This is a genomic window from Pseudooceanicola marinus, from assembly GCF_020177265.1.
GTDB classification, from domain to species: domain Bacteria; phylum Pseudomonadota; class Alphaproteobacteria; order Rhodobacterales; family Rhodobacteraceae; genus Pseudooceanicola; species Pseudooceanicola marinus_A.
The window spans coordinates 228,672-245,959 of record NZ_JAIVMC010000007.1; the positions used below are offsets into that span (position 1 = coordinate 228,672).

The 17,288-nt window shown below is 68.6% G+C and carries 14 protein-coding genes; 9 read left to right on the forward strand and 5 right to left on the reverse strand.

What is annotated here, in order from left to right; all coding sequences use genetic code 11:
• Positions 1 to 204 precede the first annotated feature (204 nt).
• The 5 genes from LC066_RS13645 to LC066_RS13665 all read left to right on the forward strand — a co-directional run bounded on the left by LC066_RS13645 (position 205) and on the right by LC066_RS13665 (position 7,833).
• On the forward strand, positions 205 to 2,769 hold the full coding sequence (locus LC066_RS13645) for a putative PEP-binding protein (RefSeq protein ID WP_224899974.1): 2,565 nt from the start codon (positions 205 to 207) through the stop codon (positions 2,767 to 2,769).
• A gap of 157 nt (positions 2,770 to 2,926) precedes the next feature.
• Complete coding sequence (locus LC066_RS13650; protein WP_224899977.1) at positions 2,927 to 3,568, forward strand: cell wall hydrolase; 642 nt, start codon at positions 2,927 to 2,929, stop codon at positions 3,566 to 3,568.
• Between the two features lie 364 nt (positions 3,569 to 3,932).
• Entirely contained in the window at positions 3,933 to 4,466 is a 534-nt protein-coding gene (locus LC066_RS13655; protein WP_224899980.1) for an ureidoglycolate lyase, read from the forward strand.
• Positions 4,463 to 6,274, forward strand: a complete 1,812-nt coding sequence (locus tag LC066_RS13660) for a hydantoinase/oxoprolinase N-terminal domain-containing protein (RefSeq protein ID WP_224899983.1) — start codon at positions 4,463 to 4,465, stop codon at positions 6,272 to 6,274. The genes LC066_RS13655 and LC066_RS13660 overlap by 4 nt, the downstream gene beginning before the upstream one ends.
• Complete coding sequence (locus LC066_RS13665) at positions 6,271 to 7,833, forward strand: hydantoinase B/oxoprolinase family protein (protein WP_224899986.1); 1,563 nt, start codon at positions 6,271 to 6,273, stop codon at positions 7,831 to 7,833. Before LC066_RS13660 ends, LC066_RS13665 begins: the two co-directional genes overlap by 4 nt.
• Positions 7,834 to 7,915: 82 nt before the next feature.
• Here the strand turns inward: LC066_RS13665 and LC066_RS13670 are convergent, their stop codons facing one another.
• The 4 genes from LC066_RS13670 to LC066_RS13685 form a co-directional block, all read right to left on the reverse strand.
• Complete coding sequence (locus LC066_RS13670; protein ID WP_224899990.1) at positions 7,916 to 9,442, reverse strand: tripartite tricarboxylate transporter permease; 1,527 nt, start codon at positions 9,440 to 9,442, stop codon at positions 7,916 to 7,918.
• On the reverse strand, positions 9,442 to 9,918 hold the full coding sequence (locus LC066_RS13675; protein WP_222478068.1) for a tripartite tricarboxylate transporter TctB family protein: 477 nt from the start codon (positions 9,916 to 9,918) through the stop codon (positions 9,442 to 9,444). The genes LC066_RS13670 and LC066_RS13675 overlap by 1 nt, the downstream gene beginning before the upstream one ends.
• Positions 9,919 to 10,004: 86 nt before the next feature.
• Positions 10,005 to 10,982: a Bug family tripartite tricarboxylate transporter substrate binding protein gene (locus LC066_RS13680; RefSeq protein ID WP_222478070.1), complete on the reverse strand. Its 978-nt coding sequence runs from the start codon at positions 10,980 to 10,982 to the stop codon at positions 10,005 to 10,007.
• A gap of 95 nt (positions 10,983 to 11,077) precedes the next feature.
• A complete protein-coding gene (locus LC066_RS13685; protein WP_224899993.1) occupies positions 11,078 to 12,331 on the reverse strand; it encodes an NAD(P)/FAD-dependent oxidoreductase in 1,254 nt (417 codons plus the stop codon).
• A 97-nt stretch (positions 12,332 to 12,428) separates the two neighbouring features.
• On the opposite strand from LC066_RS13685, the gene LC066_RS13690 reads away from it, so the two are divergent.
• Positions 12,429 to 13,334, forward strand: coding sequence for a LysR family transcriptional regulator (locus tag LC066_RS13690; RefSeq protein WP_224899996.1), 906 nt, complete (start codon positions 12,429 to 12,431; stop codon positions 13,332 to 13,334).
• A 15-nt stretch (positions 13,335 to 13,349) separates the two neighbouring features.
• Here the strand turns inward: LC066_RS13690 and LC066_RS13695 are convergent, their stop codons facing one another.
• A complete protein-coding gene (locus LC066_RS13695) occupies positions 13,350 to 14,114 on the reverse strand; it encodes an IclR family transcriptional regulator (RefSeq protein WP_224899999.1) in 765 nt (254 codons plus the stop codon).
• A 224-nt stretch (positions 14,115 to 14,338) separates the two neighbouring features.
• On the opposite strand from LC066_RS13695, the gene LC066_RS13700 reads away from it, so the two are divergent.
• From LC066_RS13700 to LC066_RS13710, 3 genes are all read left to right on the forward strand, one after another.
• Positions 14,339 to 15,349, forward strand: a complete 1,011-nt coding sequence (locus tag LC066_RS13700) for a TRAP transporter substrate-binding protein (RefSeq protein ID WP_224900002.1) — start codon at positions 14,339 to 14,341, stop codon at positions 15,347 to 15,349.
• A gap of 79 nt (positions 15,350 to 15,428) precedes the next feature.
• Positions 15,429 to 15,944, forward strand: coding sequence for a TRAP transporter small permease (locus tag LC066_RS13705; RefSeq protein ID WP_085887386.1), 516 nt, complete (start codon positions 15,429 to 15,431; stop codon positions 15,942 to 15,944).
• A complete protein-coding gene (locus tag LC066_RS13710; protein ID WP_224900004.1) occupies positions 15,944 to 17,263 on the forward strand; it encodes a TRAP transporter large permease in 1,320 nt (439 codons plus the stop codon). Before LC066_RS13705 ends, LC066_RS13710 begins: the two co-directional genes overlap by 1 nt.
• Positions 17,264 to 17,288: the final 25 nt, after the last annotated feature.

Consider the following 17,288-nt stretch of genomic DNA (forward strand, 5'->3'; position numbering starts at 1 on the left):
GAGTATTTTCGGCCTGCGTATAGGGGGGCAGGGCGCGGGTGATCTCTGGTCCGCCCGGCAGGTTTGCCGCGTGCCCCCTGTCTTCTCCTTGCCGGAAGTATCCCGAGGGGCGGGGCCCGCGCGGGGCCTTGCTGCATCCGCGAAACCGCTTGCCCCGAATCCCGCCACCGTTATGCTTCGGCCACCTTGAGGGGGGAAAGAGCGGTGAAAGACACCGATCCGCATATCACGCGCATCACCGAAACCGCGCCGGTGGCCACCAACACCCACGGCGGCCGGGCGAAATGCCTGCAGCGCCTGGTGCGGCTGTCGCTGCCCGTGCCGCTGACCGTCGCGCTGTCCTTCCGGGCCGTCAACGACATCGCCGAAGGTCGGCTGCCGTCCATGGCCGCCCTGCTGGAGCCCTTCGGCGAACACCCCCTGTTGTGCGTGCGCCCCTCGTCGGAGGATCCCGACTGGGGCGGGCCGTCGGCGGTGCTGAACATCGGCATGAACGACGCCACCCACGCCCGCCTGTCGGCCCAGATCGGGGAGGAGGCGGCAACGGCGCTCTACCAGAGTTTCGTGCGGACCTACTCGGTGCATGTCGAACGGCTTGACCCGGATATGTTCGAGGATCTGCCCCCCTCGGGCCCGGAGGCGCTGGCCATGTCCCTGCGCGCCTACCGCGAGGAAACCGAGGAGGAATTTCCCCAGGATCCGGCGGTGCAGCTGGCGGCCGTGTTGAAAAGCATGGCGCGCGCCTGGCGCGGCACCACCGCGCGGCTCTTGCGCCAGGCCAAGGGGGCGCCGGCCGATGCGGGACTGGGGCTCGTGGTGCAGGAGATGGCGCTTGGCCTCGGCAAGGACGGAGAGTGCGGCTCGGGCGTGATGCAGCTGGTCTCCTCGACCTCCGGCAAGCCGCGCATCACCGGGCGCTATCTCAGCCAGTCGCAGCACCGCGAGGCGTTGCGCGAGGGCTCCCGCGCGCTGTACTTGGCGCGGGACGAACGCGGTCCGTCCCTGCAGGAGCTGGCGCCCGAGGCCTATGACCGGCTGGTCGAATACTGCGAGCTTATGCGTTTCCGCCTGCGCGAGGAGATGCAGGCCGAGTTCACCATCGAGAACGGCAACGTCCATGTCCTCGACGCGCTGCGGGTCAGCCGCAGCCCGCGCGCGGCGCTGCGCATCGCCGTGGCGCTGGCCCAGGACGGGGTGATCCCGCGCGACGAGGCGCTGTGCCGGGTCGAAAGCCGGGCGCTGAACGAGATGCTGCACCACCAGATCGACCCCGAGGCGCCGCGCGATGTGCTGGCCACGGGGATCGCGGCCTCTCCCGGCGCGGCCACGGGCAAGCTGGTCTTTTCGGCGGCCGCCGCCCAGGCGGGAAAGGCGCGGGGGGAGGCCACCATCCTGGTGCGCCGCGAGACCGGGCCGGAGGATATCCGCGGCATGCATGCGGCCGTTGCCGTGGTGACCGAGCGGGGCGGCATGACCTCCCACGCGGCGGTCATCGGGCGGGGCCTGGGTCTGCCCAGCGTGGTGGGCTGTTCGGACCTGTCCTTCGACGTGAAGAAGGAACGGCTGCGCGCCCGCGACGGGCGGATGCTGAAGGCCGGGGATATCGTGACGGTCGATGGCTCCTCGGGGGACATCCTGGCCGGTGCCGCGCCGCTGATCGAGGCGGCCCATGACGAGGCCTTTCAGGCGATGATGTCCTGGGCCTGGGAGTATTGCGACATCGGCATCCGCGCCAATGCCGACACCCCCGCCGACGCCGAGGTGGCGCGCCGGTTTGACGCCCAGGGCATCGGGCTGTGCCGGACCGAGCATATGTTCTTCGACGCGGGCCGCCTGACGGTGATGCGCGAGATGATCTTTGCAGATGCCGCCGCCGATCGCCGCGCGGTGCTGGACCGACTGCTGCCGATGCAGCGCGCCGATTTCATCGAGCTGTTCCGCATCATGCAGGGAAAGCCGGTGTGCATCCGCCTCTTCGATCCGCCCCTGCATGAATTCCTGCCCTCGGACCGGGCCGGCCTGCGCGAACTGGCCGAGGCGCTGTCGCTGCCGCTGTCGGACGTCACCCGTCGGGTCGAGGCGCTGTCGGAATACAACCCCATGCTGGGCATGCGCGGCGTTCGTCTGGGGATCACCATGCCCGAGATCTACGAGATGCAGGCCCGTGCCATCTTCGAGGCCACCGTCGAGGCCTCGCGCGAGGGCGATCCGGTGGTGCCGGAGATCATGATCCCGCTGGTCAGCGCCAAGCGCGAGGTCGAGATGGTGAAGACCCGGGTCGACGCCGTGGCAGCGGCGGTGCGAAACGAGACGGGCCGCGATTTCACCTATCGCCTGGGGGTCATGGTCGAGACCCCGCGCGCGGCCCTGAAGGCCGGCGATATCGCGCCCCACGCGGCCTTCCTGTCGTTCGGGACCAACGACCTGACCCAGATGACCTACGGGCTGTCGCGCGACGACGCCGGGAAGTTCATGTCCGACTATGTCAAGCAGGGCGTCTTCCCGGAGGATCCTTTTCATACGCTCGACACCGACGGGGTGGGCGAATTGCTCATGATCGGGGCAGAACGGGGGCGCGCGGCGCGGCCCGACCTGATCCTGTCGATCTGCGGCGAACACGGGGGCAACGCCGAATCAATCGCCTTCTGTCGCAGCGCGGGCTTCGATTACGTGTCTTGCTCTCCCTTCCGGGTGCCGGTGGCACGGCTGGCGGCGGCGCAGGCGCGCATTCGTCCCACCCTGCCGCCGCGGGCCTTCAAAACCTCCTGAACTCAGTCGCTTACCCCCGGTGCGATGCGCCGGGAGGTGTTAACGGACCGCTCACCTTTCGGTGGGGGCCGGGCCGCGGGGTGGACGGTCCCATAAGTTTTCGTTAGGGAACCGCCCTTGGTGCGCCCCATTAGGCGTGCAGCGACGAGGTTCGACGATGCGAATTCTGACTTTCCTGAGCGTGGCAGCCACCGCCGTGGCACTGGTGTCCGGTGCGCCCGCGCGCGCGGACAACCCTCTGTCCGAAGCCATGAAGGCCGAAGCTCAGGGTCTGAATTCCGTTCCCGGCACCCGCCTGACCGCCCTGTTGAAACGCCCCCGTGTCGCCGCCGAGACCGGCGTGGAATACTCCCGCGAATGGCTGGCCCGCCAGCCCTCCGGCAAGGGCGACGCCGAGTTCCAGTGCCTGGCCGAGGCGCTTTACTTCGAGGCGCGGGGCGAGAGCGTGAAAGGTCAGTTCGCCGTGGCCGAGGTGATCCTGAACCGGGTCGACAGCGCGACCTTCCCCAACACGGTCTGCGGCGTTGTCCATCAGGGCACGGGCCGCAAGTTCGCCTGCCAGTTCACCTATACCTGTGACGGCCGCGAGGAAGTGATCCACGAACCCGCCGCCTACGCCCAGGTGTCCAAGGTGGCCTCGATCATGCTGAAGGATGAGGACGCCCGCGGCCTGACTGACGGCGCCACCTTCTACCACACACTGCATGTCTCGCCGCGCTGGTCGCGGAAGTTCGACCGCACCGCCACCATCGGCGTGCATCATTTCTACCGCATGCCGACCCGACTGTCGCAGAACTGATCCCGCGCGGGCCCGGCCGATCCGGCCGCGCCACCTGATCCTGTCAAATCTCTGACTGAAGTGCGGGTTCCGTTCGGGACCCGTCCCGTGATGTCCTGTCGAAAGTTTGCGTGACAGACTGCCGGGGCAGGGGGCGCTGTCCCCCTTGCACTGACGCGCAATTCCCTCCGGGATATTTTCTGTAGTGAGAAGACCGGAGGTGAATCGGCCTGCGCGGGGGATTGATGTGCGATTATAGACCATTTGAAATTTATTAGTCCGAAACTCCGATTAAATTCTGGACCCCGACCGGCGTTCGCGCGACACTTCGTCCCGTGCGGGGCGGTCCTGCGGCTGCCCCGACGGACCTCGAAGTGGAAAGACCGTGCCGCAAACGCCTCCCGATACCGCCCCCCGAACGCCTGCCACCTGCATCGCGCAGCCCCTGACGCCGGAGGCCTTCGCGCCCCATGGCGACGTCGCCCGTCCGGGCATGGGCGCGGTCAAGATGATCCGCGCGGGCCAGGTGCGCCTGAGCAAGACCGAAGCGACCTTCCCCCATGATCCGGCTGCGCACGCGACGGCGCTGGATTTCTACGAGGTCGAGCCCAGTGTGGCGCCCATGCGGGCCACCATGGTCGAACGACATCCCTTCTCCACCCAGATGTTCTGCCCGATGGAGGCGGGCCGCTGGCTGGTCGCGGTTTGGCCCGACGGCCCCGAGGGCGCGCCGGAGGCCTTCGTGGCCGGTCCGGGCGACGTGGTGACCTATCGCCCCGGTCTGTGGCATCACGGGATCGTCGCGTTGGATCGTCCGGCCACCTTCGCCTCGCTGATGTGGAAGACCGCGGACGGGCAGGGCGACACCGAGTTCCTGGAGCTGCCCGCTCCGGTTCTGATCGACTGGCCCGCGGCATGAACGGGACACATCTGGCCGTGGATTTCGGCGCCCGCTTTGCCGATTTCGTCACCTGGGACGCCCGGGAACTTCGGATCTGCAAGGTGCCCAACAGGGGCGATGTGACCCAGGTGACCCGCGCCGGGCTGGCTGAGCTGGGCCTGACCGGGGCGGAGCTGGACAGCCTGCGTGTCGTCACCACCGCCCCGCTGAACGCCCTGCTGGATCGCGCGCCGGCGGACGTGGCCCTGCTGACCACCCGGGGCTTTGCCGATACCCTGCGGCTGGGACGGCAGAACCGCGTCGCCCTCTACGATCCCGTTGCGGCCTCTCCTGCGCCGGCCTTCCTGGTGCCCGAGGCCCGCATCCACGAGATCGGCGGGCGTCTGGACGCCACGGGGGCGGAGATGGAGGCTTTGTCGCAGGTCGACCTGGACCGGGCCATCGACGCCCTGCGGCGTGAGGGTGTGCAGGCGGTGGCGATCTGCTTCCTCTTCTCCCACCTGAACCCCGCGCATGAGGTGCAGGCGGCCGAGGCGCTGCGCGCGGCCCTGCCCGGGGTGGCGATCAGCATGTCCCATGTCATCGACCCCGCGCCGCGTGAATACGACCGCACTGTGTCGGCGGCGCTGGATGCCTGGATCGCGGCGCGCGCGGGCGATACCCTCGCGCAGCTGCGCGCGGCCTTGCCGGAGGGGTTTGCGGGCCAGATCCTGCTGGGCGACGGCCGGGGCGTGCTGGTGCCCGAGGGGGCTTTCGATCGGCAACGCGCCGTCCTGCTGACCGGCGCCCCGGCGGCGGCGGCCCGGGCCGGCGCTCGCGCATCGGTCGGGGCGGAGGCGCCGGAGGATACCCTGGTCCTCGACATCGGCTCGCAAAGCGCCGACATCGCCCTGATCCAGGGCGGAGAGCCGGTTAGCGTCGATTTCTCCCGCTTCGCCGGGGTCGATCTGCGCGCCACGATGGTCGACATGGCCAGTGTGCCCCTGGGTGGGGCCCGCGGGGTGCGGCAAAACGGGGCAGAGCTGACCTTCGACGGCAGCGCGCCCGACGCGCCGTGCCTCGACGATGCGCTGGCGGTGTTGGGGCGTCTGCCCGACCCTGAGAGCGCGGCGCGTGAGCGGATCGCGGGCTTTGCTCCCGGGCAGGGGGTGAAGGAGACCGCGCGGCAGATCGTCCGGACCGCTGCGCAGACGGCTGCGCTCGCCCTGATCCGCTATGCCACCCGGCGCAACGTGGATCCGTCCCGCGCGGGCCTGTGCATCATGGGCGGCACCGGCCCCCTGCTGGCGGCCGAGATCGCGGCCGAGATGGATGCGACCGCTGTCATGATCCCCCGCGCCCCTGCCGTGGCTGGCGCCATGGGCCTGGCCCAGGCACCCCGCCGGTGGGAAGCCATCCGTCGCGCCGACAGCGCCCTTGCCGATCTCGGCGATGCGACACTGACGGGGCTGCTGGAGGCGCTTGAGGCCGAGGTGACGGGAGAGGGCACGCCGGTCTGGACCCTGACCCTGGCCGCGCGGGCGCCCATGCACCCGCTGCAGCTGATCACGCGGACCCGCCCGGCCTCTGTCGCGGCGATCCGCGAGGACCTGGCGCGCGCCTATGACACGCAGTTTGGTGTGGCCCCGCCGGGACCGGGGCACCTTTTTTCTATCCGGCTGTCGCGCGACACGGTCACCGCGCTGCCGGCGATGCCCGGCACCGGCGCGCCGACACCTGACGCCGCCCGCCTTGTCACCACCGAGGCCGGGGCGATCTACCTGCCCGAGGGCTGGGATATCACGCAGGACGGCGCCGCCTACCGCCTGACGAGGAGCGCGCCATGAGCGATACGCTGAAGATCCTGCAGTTGCGCCTCGACGGGCTGGCCGAAACCATGCAGCAGACCCTGCTGCGCTGTGCCGTCTCGCCGGTGGTACGCGAAGGGGCCGATGCCTCCTGCGCGCTGTTTTCGCCGCGGGGCGAGGTTCTGGCCCTGGCCGAGGCGATCCCGCTTCTGCTGGGGGCGCTGCCCGGGTCGGTGCGCGCGATCCTCGATGCCTATCCGGCGGAAACGATGCAGCCCGGCGACATCTTCGTCACCAATGATCCCTTCTCCGGCGGGACGCATCTGCCCGACATCGCCGTGGTGCAGCCGGTCTTTGCCGAGGCGCGCCTGGTCGCCCTGTCGGCCAGCCTGCTGCATCACCAGGACATCGGCAGCACCCGCGCGGGATCGGTACCGCCTGATGCCACGGAAATCTTCCACGAGGGCCTGCGCCTGCCGCCCCTGCAGGCGGGGCGCGCGGGGCGGTTCGATCCGGCGTTCGAGCGGCTGATCCGCGCCGCCTCGCGCGTGCCGGACGTGGTGGTGGGGGATCTGGAAACCCAGCTGGCCGCCGGGTTCCGCGCCGCCGAAGGCGTGCGCCGCCTGGCGGGCGAGGCGGGGGCGGAGAGTTTCCTGGCGGCCTGCGACGCGATGCTGGACCGGGCAGAGGCCGCGACCGTCGCCCGCTTGTCGGAACTGCCCGCTGGCCCCTTCGCGGGCGAGGATGAGCTGGACCCGGTCGCCGGGCTTGGCCCCTGCGCCGCGCGGGTCTCCCTGCGCTTCGAGGCGGGGCGCATGATCGCGGATTTCCACGGCTCCTCGCCGCAGGTGGCCGCGCCGGTGAACTGTGTTCGCTCGGGTCCGCTGTCGGCGACCTTCTACGGGCTGCTGACCCTGCTGGACGACGGCGCCCTGCGCAACGGTGGCGTGCTGCGTTGCCTCGACCTGCGCCTGCCCGAGGCCAGCGTGGTCAACGCCGCGCCCCCGGCCGCGGTGAACGCGCGGATGAACATGGTGCGCTGCATCACATCGGCCCTGTTGCAGGCCCTGGCGCATGCGGACGGCGCGCGGATGCCCGCGGCCAATTCCGGCATGTCCTATGTCATCGCCTTTTCCGGCACGGACGATGCCGGTCAGCGGTTCCTGTCGACCGAGATCGTCGCGGGTGGTGCCGGTGGCGGGCCGCGTGCCGACGGCTGCTCGGCGATCTCGACGGACGTGGGCAACGCCATGAACATCTCCGCCGAGGCGCTGGAGTCGCTGGTGCCGATGCGCCTGCTGTCCGCCGAGATCCGGCGCGGGTCGGGCGGCCCAGGGCAGTTCCGGGGCGGCGACGGGGCAAAACGCGTCTATGAGGCGCTGACCGATGGCATCGCGGCCTCGATCCGGGGTGAACGGTTTTCCCGTGTGGCGCAGGGCGCCCATGGGGGCGTCGCGCCGAAAGGCTCGGCTGTGACGGTGCTTCGGGTGGATGGCGGGCGCGAAGAACTGACCGCGCGGTCGGCCATCACGCTGAACCGGGGCGACCGGGTGGTGATCGAAAGCTCCGGCGGAGCTGGATATGGCCCCCCGGCCTAGGGGCTGCATGCGCGCCTGAAAGACAAAGCGGCGGTCGGGATGTCCCGGCCGCCGCTTTCGTGTCGCGCGCTGAGCGCAGGTGTCAGTCGTCGTCCTCGTTCATCTCCACCGGCGCGCGGCGCAGCAGGCGCTGGCGCAGGCTGGGCAGGAAGACCGAGGCGAGGAAGATCAGGCTGAGGCCCATGAAGACCGCGCTGATCGGGCTGGTGAAGAAGACGCTGGCATCGCCCCGCGACAGCAGCATGGCGCGGCGGAAGTTCTCCTCCAGCAAGGGGCCGAGGATGAAGCCCAGCAGAACCGGCGTGGCCGGGAAACCGAAGCGCCGCATCAGGTAGCCCAGCACGCCGAAGCCCAGCACGACGAAAATGTCGAAGACATTGTTGTCAGCGGAAAAGACGCCGACGCAGATGAAGACCAGAATTCCCGGGTAAAGCAGGTTGTAGGGCACCGACAGCAGCTTCACCCACAGCCCGATCAGCGGGATGTTCAGCACCAGCAGCATCAGGTTGCCGACCCAGAAGCTCATGATCAGGCCCCAGAACATCTGCGGTTCGGAATTGATCAGGTTCGGCCCCGGGGTGATCCCGTGCAGAATCATCGCCCCCATCAGGACGGCGACGATGGCGTCCCCCGGAATGCCCAGCGACAGCATCGGGATGAAGGCCGACTGGACGGAGGCGTTGTTGGCCGCCTCGGGGGCGGAGATGCCTTCCAGCGCGCCCTTGCCGAAACGGTCGGGTGTCTTCGAGATGCGTTTCTCGGTGGCATAGGCCATCAGGGAGGCGATGCCCGGCCCGGTGCCCGGCAGGGCCCCCACGAAGGAGCCGATGGCCGAGCCGCGCAACGTCGGTCGCACGATCTGCCGCCACTCGCCACGCTTGGGCATCATGTCCTTCAGGCGGATGCGCCCGACCTTCTGTATCACCCCCTGCGGCTGGCGGATGTTCGAGATGATCTCGGCCACGCCAAAGAGCCCCATGGCGACGGCCACGATGGAGAACCCGTCGGCCAGTTCAAACAGCCCGAAGGTAAAGCGGAACTGGCCGGTGTTCACATCCGTCCCCACCATGCCCAGGAGCAGGCCGAAGACCACCATCGACAGCGCCTTCATCGGCGAGCCGATGGTCAGGGTGGAGGCCGCGACGAGACCCAGCAACATGACGGAGAAGTAGTCCTCGGCCCCGAACTCCAGCGCGAATTCGGCGATGGCGGGGGCGAAGCCCATGACCAGCACGATGGCAATGGAAGAGCCGACGAAGCTGTTGATCGCGGTGACGAAGATCGCCAGCGGCGCCTTGCCCTGCTGCGCCAGCGGATAGCCGTCAAGGCAGGTGATCGCCGCCGTGGCCGTGCCCGGCAGGTTCAGCAGGATCGAGGCGGTGGAGCCGCCGTATTGCGCGCCGTAGAAGATGCCCGCCAGCATGATCAGCGCGTCAGTGGGATCGAGGTAATAGGTCAGCGGCAGCGCAAGTGAGATCGCCGCCAGCGCCCCGATGCCCGGCAGCACGCCCACGAAGGTGCCGATGGTGACCCCGATGAAGCAATACATCAGCGCGTGCCAGGTCAGCGCCGTGGCCAGGCCGGTTTCAAATCCCTGCAGGATATCCATCACGCGCCTCCGAAGGCCGAAAGGGGCAGGCCCAGGCCCCAGAGGAAGACCGCCGTGCCCAGCCCGGCAATGAAGAGCGCGGCCAGCGCCAGCCGGCGCCAGTCCCGTCCGCCCTCGAAGGCGGCACAGATCGCGAAGAGCAGCAGCGTGGCGGGGATGAACCCGATGCGTTCGACGCTCAGGCCGAAGGCCAGGATACTGACCACGGTGCCGATCAGCGCGCCCCAGTGGAACGGCTCCTCGGGGGTGTCGGTGGGGGCGGCGCGGGCCGTGGCGCGCGCCTCGATCAGCACGCCCAGGCCCATCAGCATCAGCAGCACCGAAAGGCCCAGCGGGAAGAACCCGGGGCCGGGCCGCAGGACCGACCCCAGTGGATAGTTGAGGGCCCCTGCGGCGACGGCGGCGCCGGTCAGGATCACCACGACCCCCGGGAGGTAGGGGCCGGGACGGAAGGAGAATGCGGGGGAACTGGCCACGAGATGGCTCCGAAGCTGTCGGTGGGACGCGGATCGCCGGCGGGACGGGCCGCCGGCGATCGGGTTTCAGCCAGGATAGGCGTCGCTTACTGCTTCAGGCCAGCGGCATCGACGACCTCGGTCCATTTCTCGACCTCGGAGGCGATGAAGGCCTTGGACTCCGCCGGCGGCATGCCCTCGACCAGGAAGCCGCGCTCGCGGAACATGGCCTGCATCTCGTCGCTCTCCAGCGCGGTGGAGACGGCACCGTACAGCGTGTCCAGCGCTTCGGTCGGTGTGCCGGCGGGGGCGAACAGACCCTGCCAGGAGAAGGCGGCGTAGTCGGGCAGGCCGGCCTCGGCGATGGTCGGCACGCCTTCCAGCAGGAAGTGCTCCTGGGTGCCGGTGACGCCCAGGGCGGTCAGTCGGCCGTTGGCGATGTACTCCGACGTCACCAGGATATCGCCGAACATGGCGTCGATGCGCCCGCCCAGCAGGTCCTGCAGGGCGGCGGCGCTGCCCTTGTAGGGGACGTGGACCAGGCTGGTGCCGGATTCCAGCGCGAAGAGCTCGCCGGCCATGTGCATCGAGGTGCCGACGCCCGGGGTGCCGTGGGTGAACGTGTCGGGGTTTTCCTCGGCGAAGTCGAGCACGTCCTGGACGCTTTCGAAATCGCTGTCGGAGTTGACCACCAGCGCCAGAGGCGAGGAGATGACGATGCTGACCGGGTCGAAGTTCTCGGTCGGAGAGTAGGGCAGGTCGTCGCGCAGCGCGGCGGAGATCGCGTTGGACCCGGTGACGCCCATCAGAAGGGTGTAGCCGTCGGGATCGGACTGGGCGACGTAGTTGGCGCCAACGGTGCCGCCGGCACCGCCCCGGTTTTCCACCACCACCGGCTGGTCGAGCTGGGCGGAGATGCTTTCCCCCAGCTGGCGCGCCAGCAGGTCGGTGGAGCCGCCGGGCGGGAAGGGCACGACGATGGTGATCGGGCCTTCGGGATAGGTCTGGGCGGCCAGCGGGCCGGCGAGGGCGGTCATCAGGGCCGCCGCGGCGGCGCCCGTGGTCAGGAAAGTACGCTTGAGCATTGTCTTTATCCTCTACTCTGTTGGGGAAATGGCCCGTTTTTCGGACCTGTTCTGGTTGTTGATTTCTTCGTTTGTCGTGCCGCGGGGGCGGCGGGTCAGCCGCCCAGCAAGGTTCGGAACCGGTCGGGGCGGAAGGGGGTCAGGTCGATCTCCGGCGCGCGGCCCGAGATCAGGTTGGCCAGCTCGCGGCCCGTGGTGGCGCCGCCGCACATGCCCACATGCCCGTGGCCGAAGCCCAGCCAGGCGTTCTCGACCCGGGCCGGGGCGCCGATGACAGGCATGCTGTCGGGCATGCAGGGACGATGGCCCATCCACTCGGTGTACTTTTCGGTGCGCATCTTAGGGAACATGGTGCCGCCGACCTTCAGCAGGGACCGGGCGCGGTCGTAATTGGGCGGCGGGGTCAGCCCGGCCAGTTCGACCGTCCCCGCCAGGCGCAGGCCCATGGCCATGGGGTTCACCATGATGTTCTGTTCCACCGCCATCACGTTGCGGTTCAGCGTGACGCCCGGGTTCTCGACCGTGACGTGGTAGCCGCGTTGGCTTTCCAGCGGCACCCGCGTGCCCAGCTGGCGGGCCAGACGGGCGGACCAGGCGCCGGCGGCCACGACGACCCCGTCCACGGGCAGCGCCTCTCCGGTGGCGAGGCGGATCGCCTCGACCTGGCTGTCCTTCATGTCGAACCCCCAGGCTTCATGCCGCACATGCTCTGCGCCATCCTTGATCGCCTGGGCGTAGATCGCCTTCACCAGCGCCGACGGATCGGGGGTGGAGCCATTCTCGGGCGCGTACTGGCCGAAGCCGAAGCTGCCGCGCAGGTCGGGCTCCAGCTCGAACAGGGCATCGCCCTCCAGCTCCTGCATTTCGATGCCCAGGCCGCGGCGCAGGTTGGCACCCCATGCCCATTTTTTAGCCATTTCGCGGGAGGAATAGACGTAGAGACAGCCGTTGCGGCGCACCATGGACATGGCCCCGGCCCGTTGCAGCAGCGGGGTGTAGGCGTCGAAGACCGGCGCCAGCAGCCCGCGCATGGCGCCTGCGATCCGGGTCACTTCGGCCTCCGACGAATGGCGCAGGAAGCGCATCAGCCAGGGCAGGACCGTCGGCAGGTACTGGGTGCGGATGACCAGCGGCCCGTCGGGATCCAGCAGCCATTTGGGCACTTTCTTCCACATTCCGGGCATCGCCACGGGCAGAACGGCGGTGGGAGAAATCGAGCCCGCATTGCCGAAGGAACAGGCCTCACCCGCCTCGCGCGGGTCGACGAAGACCACCTCGTGCCCGTCCCGCTGCAGCCAGCCGGCGGTCGAAACCCCCACGATTCCCGTTCCTATAATTCCGATGCGCATCTGGTTGGCAGCCCTTGGTCGTCCGTTTCAGGGGATTGTTGAATGTGAGATGTCACAATACAAACAAAATGAATTTGCCAATCCATCAGGAAACCTTATGTCGCTGTCCCTTCGCCAGCTTCGCGCCTTCCTCGCCGTGGCTGAGGCCGAAAGCTTCACCGCCGCTGCCGAACAGCTGAACCTGACGCAATCAGCGGTCAGCATGCTGGTGCGTCAGCTGGAGGCGGACCTGAAGATCCCGCTGTTCACCCGGTCGGGGCGCGGGGCGGAGCTGACCGAGTTCGGTGCCAGCATCCGGCCCACGGCGTCACGGGTGCTGTCGGACGTGGGCAACATCGCGGATGCGGCGGCGGACCTGCGCTCGCTGCAGCGCGGGCACCTGCGGCTGGCGATCCCGCAGGTGCTGGGCTGCTGCTGGCTGCCCGAGGTTCTGGGCGCCTTTCGCGAAGCCTTCCCGGATGTGGAGGTCAGCGTCTACGAGGCCGCCGGCGACGGGGTGACCGAACTGGTCGAACAGGGCGATGTGGAGATCGGCATCGGCCCCGAACGGCCCCTGGGCGGCGGCGTGGAGGGCGACGTGCTGTGGCATGTGCCGATGCAACTGGTGGTGCCGGCGGGCGCGGAGCTGCCGGCGGACCGGGCGCCCTCGGCCCGCGATCTGCGGCGCATGCTGTGGATCAACTATTCCGATGAATTCAGCGGCATGATCAACCGCACCCTTCTGGGCGCGCCGGATACGCCGCGCCCGCAGGACATGCGGGTCCTGGGCTTGATGAGCGCCATGGCGATGATCGGGCGGGGCACCTACGTCACCGTGGCCCCGGCCTATGCGGGTCTTTTCGCTGGGGTCTTCGGGGTGCGTTTCCTGCCACTGGAAGGTCCGGCCAGCCTGCGGCGGTTCCTTTATTACGTGCGGGCCCGGCACGACCTGTCGCCAGCGGCGGAGATGTTCCTGGACATGGCCCGCCGCGCGGGACCGCAGGGCGCGCAGCGCGAGGCCTGACAGGGCAGGGGGGCCCTAGCGCAGGGCCTTGGCGATCTCGCCTGCGTGGCGGTGCAGGATCTCGGTCAGGCGGGGGTAGTCCGCTGCGGGGATCTCGCTCATCGGTTCGGAGAAGCCCAGGGCGGCCTCGGCCGCGCCCATGGCGCCTACGGGCACGGCGATTCCAACCGCGCCGGCCTCGAACTCGCCCTCGACCACCGCCGCGCCGCGCGTGCGGATCTCGGCCACCGCCTCGGCGATGCGATCACGGTCGGTCAGGGTCTCGGAGGTGAAACGCTCCAGCTCGGCGGTGGCGATCATCTCCCGTGCCCAGGCGTCCTCGCCCCAGGCCAGCAGCATCCGCCCGATGGCCGTCGGCAGAAGGGGCAGGCGACTGCCCACGGTGAAACCGAAGGTGAAGCGCGCGTTCTGCTGTGCCGACTGCGCCACGTAGACCGCCGAGGCCCCGTCCCGCATCGCCAGGCTGACGCTGTAGCCCAGTTCGCGGGCACAGAGCTCCATCAGCGGCTGCACCTGCCGGCCGAACTGGTTGCCGCGCAGGAAGCCCGATCCCAGCACCAGCACCCGCGGCGTCAGGGAATAGCGGTTCTCCTCCTTGCGCACGTAGCCCAGATGGACCAACGTCAGGACCAGACGGCGCACCGCCGCCCGTTCGATCCCGGTGAGCCGGGCAATATCGGCCAGGGACAGCTGGCTGTGTGCCTCGTCGAAGGCCCGCAGCACGGTCATGCCCTTCATGAAGGTTAGCGAGATGTCCTTGGTTGGAATATCCGACTGCACGTTCTCTCACCCTGTCCTTCAGCGCCCATTCGGCGGGCATAAAACTTCGTCCCACCGTATTGCCCACGGAAACCGGCCCCCGCAAGCTCTGTCTGTCTTGACAGGGCAATGGTATATCCACCATGTGGTATATTATCGAACAATCGGAACATGAACGATAGAGTCGAACGATAGACTGGCGCTCCCCAAAGCCAGCGATCAGCCAACACGGAGACCAGAATTCCATGATGAAGACACTTGCCGTTTCCGGCACCCTTGCCCTCGCCATGACCGCCGGCGCCCAGGCGGAAACCCTGCGCTACGCGCATTTCATGTCCGCCAACAGCTGGCAGAACCAGGTCATCTTCGAAGACTGGGCCGCCGCCGTCGAAGAGGCCGCCGGTGAAGACCTGGACGTCGAGGTCTACCCGGCCCAGACGCTGGGCAAGGCGCCCGCGGGCTACGACAACGCCATGATGGGCATCGCCGACATCGCCTGGACCGTGCAGGGCTACACCGCCGGCCGCTTCCCGCTGAGCCAGATCATGGAACTGCCGGGCCTGTTCGACACCGGCGCCGTCGGCTCCTGCGCCTTCCAGAAGCTCTACGACAGTGGCGCGCTGGATGCGGAATACGACGAGACCCACGTCCTCTTCCTGCACACCCATGATCCGGGGCACCTGCACACCGCCGACACGCCGGTCGAGAACCTGGACGACATGCGCGGCCTGAAGCTGCGCCGCCCGACCCAGGTTGTCGGCACCCTGCTGGAAAACCTCGGCGCGGAGCCCGTGGGCATGCCCGCCCCCAACACCTACGAGGCGCTGCAGCGCGGCGCCATCGACGGCTACATGCTGCCCTGGGAAAGCGTTGAAAGCTTCCGCCTGGATGAGCTGTCGGGCTACCACACCGAGTTCGGCTTCTACGCCCTGGCCTTCGTCGCCACGATGAACAAGGCCAAGTACGAGGGCCTGTCGCCCGAGGCCAAGGCCGCCATCGACGCCAACTCCGGCATGGAGTGGGCCGTGACCGCGGGCCGTGGCTACGACGAGGCCGGCGCCAAGGTCCTGGAAGGTCTGCGCGAAACCTCGACCGTGATCGAACTGTCCGAGGAAGAGCGCGCCAAGTGGGCCGAGGCCGCCCAGTCCGCCTCCGACGCTTATATCGCCGAGCTGGACGGCATGGGCCTGCCGGGCACCGAGACCTATGCCGCCGTGCAGGGCTACGTCAGCGAGTGCGAAGCCGAGCTGAACTGAGCCGCCCCGGCGTGACTATTCGGCGGGCCGCCCCGGGGCGGCCCGTCTGCGCTCAGACCGAAAATCGACGGAACAGCCAATGGTAATAGCGACGGTCCGGCGGGTTGCCCGCGTGATGGAGGGAGGCAGCCTGATCTTGGGTGCGATCTGCCTTTTCTACATGGTCTGCGTGGTGGGGGTGAACGTGTTGGCACGGATCATCTTCGACGCCACCGACACGGCGGTGAACCTGATGATCCCCGGCGCCATCGAACAGGTGTCCTACCTGCTGGGCATCGTGGCTCTGGCCGGTCTGACCGCCTCGATGGCCCATGGCATGATCGCCGTCGACTTCCTCGTCGCCCGCCTGCCCAGCCTCGGCCAGGCGCTGGTGGCGCGGTTCTGGTTCATCGGCATGGTGGCCCTCGCGCTGGTGCTGACCTGGCTCTTCTACGAGGACATGCTGGCGACCTATGCCCGCGGCGAGGACACCCAGGACCTGCGCCTGCCGATGTTCCTGATCTACGGCCTCTACGCGGCGCAAAGCCTGGCCCTGGCCATCGTCGCCCTGCGCGAGGTGCTGACCAGCCATGGCGACCACGGGGAGATGACCTGATGACACCCCTGATGATCGGCTACGCCTGCATCGGCGCCATGTTCGTGATCCTGATCCTCGGCGCGCCCATCGGGCTGGCGATGATCACCGTGGGCTTCGTCGGCTTTTCCGCCATCATCGGCATGACGCCGGCGCTGGCGGTGCTGAAGACCGCGACCTTCGAGACTATCACCAACTATTCCTTCACCCTGATCCCGCTGTTCCTGCTGATGGGCAACCTGATCTCGCGCTCGGGCGTGGCCGCCGACCTGTTCCGCGGCGCGCTGCTGCTGACGCGCGGCTGGTCCGGCGGGCTGGCGGCGGCGGGCATGACCGCCAGCGCCGTCTTTTCCACCGTGTCGGGCTCGTCCCTGGCCACCGCCTCGACCATGACCCGCGTCGCCTACCCGGAGATGAAGGCGCACGGCTACGACCCGCGCCTGGCCACTGGGTCGCTGGCCGCAGGGGGGACGCTGGGCATCCTGATCCCGCCCTCGATCGCGCTGATGCTCTACGCGCTGATCACCGAGCAATCGGTGGGCACGATGTTCCTGGCGGGCATCCTGCCGGGCATCCTGGCCTTCGTCCTCTATATTGTCACCATCCTGATCATGTCGCGGATCTGGTCCCCGGACCCGGAAATTGCCGCGCAGGCCATCGCGTCGGAGGCCGAGGCCGCGGGCCCCGCCCGCCGCTTCGAGACGCTGCGCCTCTTCGCGCCGGCCATCGTCCTCTTCGGGTTGGTGATGGGCGGGCTTTACGGCAACTTCTTCACCCCCACCGAGGCCGGCGGCGTCGGCGCCGCGCTGTCGCTGATCTTCGCCCTGTGGCGCCGGGTGCCGCGCGCCGAACTGGTGGCGGCCTTCGTCGAGACCATCGTTACCTGCGGCTCGATCTTCCTGATCCTGATCGGCGCCGAGGTCTTCGGCTTCGTCCTGTCCACCTCGCAGCTGTCGAACGAACTGGTGCGTTTCCTCGATGGCAGTGGCTTCGGCCCCTGGCAGGTGCTGCTCGTGATCCTGATCTTCTACGTGATCCTGGGCTGCTTCATGGAAAGCCTGGCGATGATCCTGCTGACCGTGCCGATCTTCTTCCCCGTCATCCTGGCCAACGGGTTCGACCCGATCTGGTTCGGCGTCATCGCCGTGGTGACGGTGGAGCTGGGGATGATCACGCCACCCGTGGGCATGAACCTCTTCATGGTCAAGAGCGCCTCGCGCGACACCAAACTGACCACGATCATGACCGGGGTCGTCCCCTTCGTGGTGACCGACGTGATCCGGCTGGGCATCCTCCTGGCCTTCCCGGCGATCTCTCTGCTGCTGACCGGGCGGCTGTGAACCCCGGCGGCGCGCGCTGTCCCCT

Coding starts and splice junctions, on each gene's coding strand:
- LC066_RS13650 (WP_224899977.1), top strand. CDS start 2,927: ATGCGAATTCTGACTTTCCTGAGCGTGGCAGCCACCGCCGTGGCACTG.
- LC066_RS13660 (WP_224899983.1), top strand. CDS start 4,463: ATGAACGGGACACATCTGGCCGTGGATTTCGGCGCCCGCTTTGCCGAT.
- LC066_RS13665 (WP_224899986.1), top strand. CDS start 6,271: ATGAGCGATACGCTGAAGATCCTGCAGTTGCGCCTCGACGGGCTGGCC.
- LC066_RS13670 (WP_224899990.1), bottom strand. CDS start 9,442: ATGGATATCCTGCAGGGATTTGAAACCGGCCTGGCCACGGCGCTGACC.
- LC066_RS13680 (WP_222478070.1), bottom strand. CDS start 10,982: ATGCTCAAGCGTACTTTCCTGACCACGGGCGCCGCCGCGGCGGCCCTG.
- LC066_RS13685 (WP_224899993.1), bottom strand. CDS start 12,331: ATGCGCATCGGAATTATAGGAACGGGAATCGTGGGGGTTTCGACCGCC.
- LC066_RS13690 (WP_224899996.1), top strand. CDS start 12,429: ATGTCGCTGTCCCTTCGCCAGCTTCGCGCCTTCCTCGCCGTGGCTGAG.
- LC066_RS13700 (WP_224900002.1), top strand. CDS start 14,339: ATGATGAAGACACTTGCCGTTTCCGGCACCCTTGCCCTCGCCATGACC.
- LC066_RS13705 (WP_085887386.1), top strand. CDS start 15,429: ATGGTAATAGCGACGGTCCGGCGGGTTGCCCGCGTGATGGAGGGAGGC.
- LC066_RS13710 (WP_224900004.1), top strand. CDS start 15,944: ATGACACCCCTGATGATCGGCTACGCCTGCATCGGCGCCATGTTCGTG.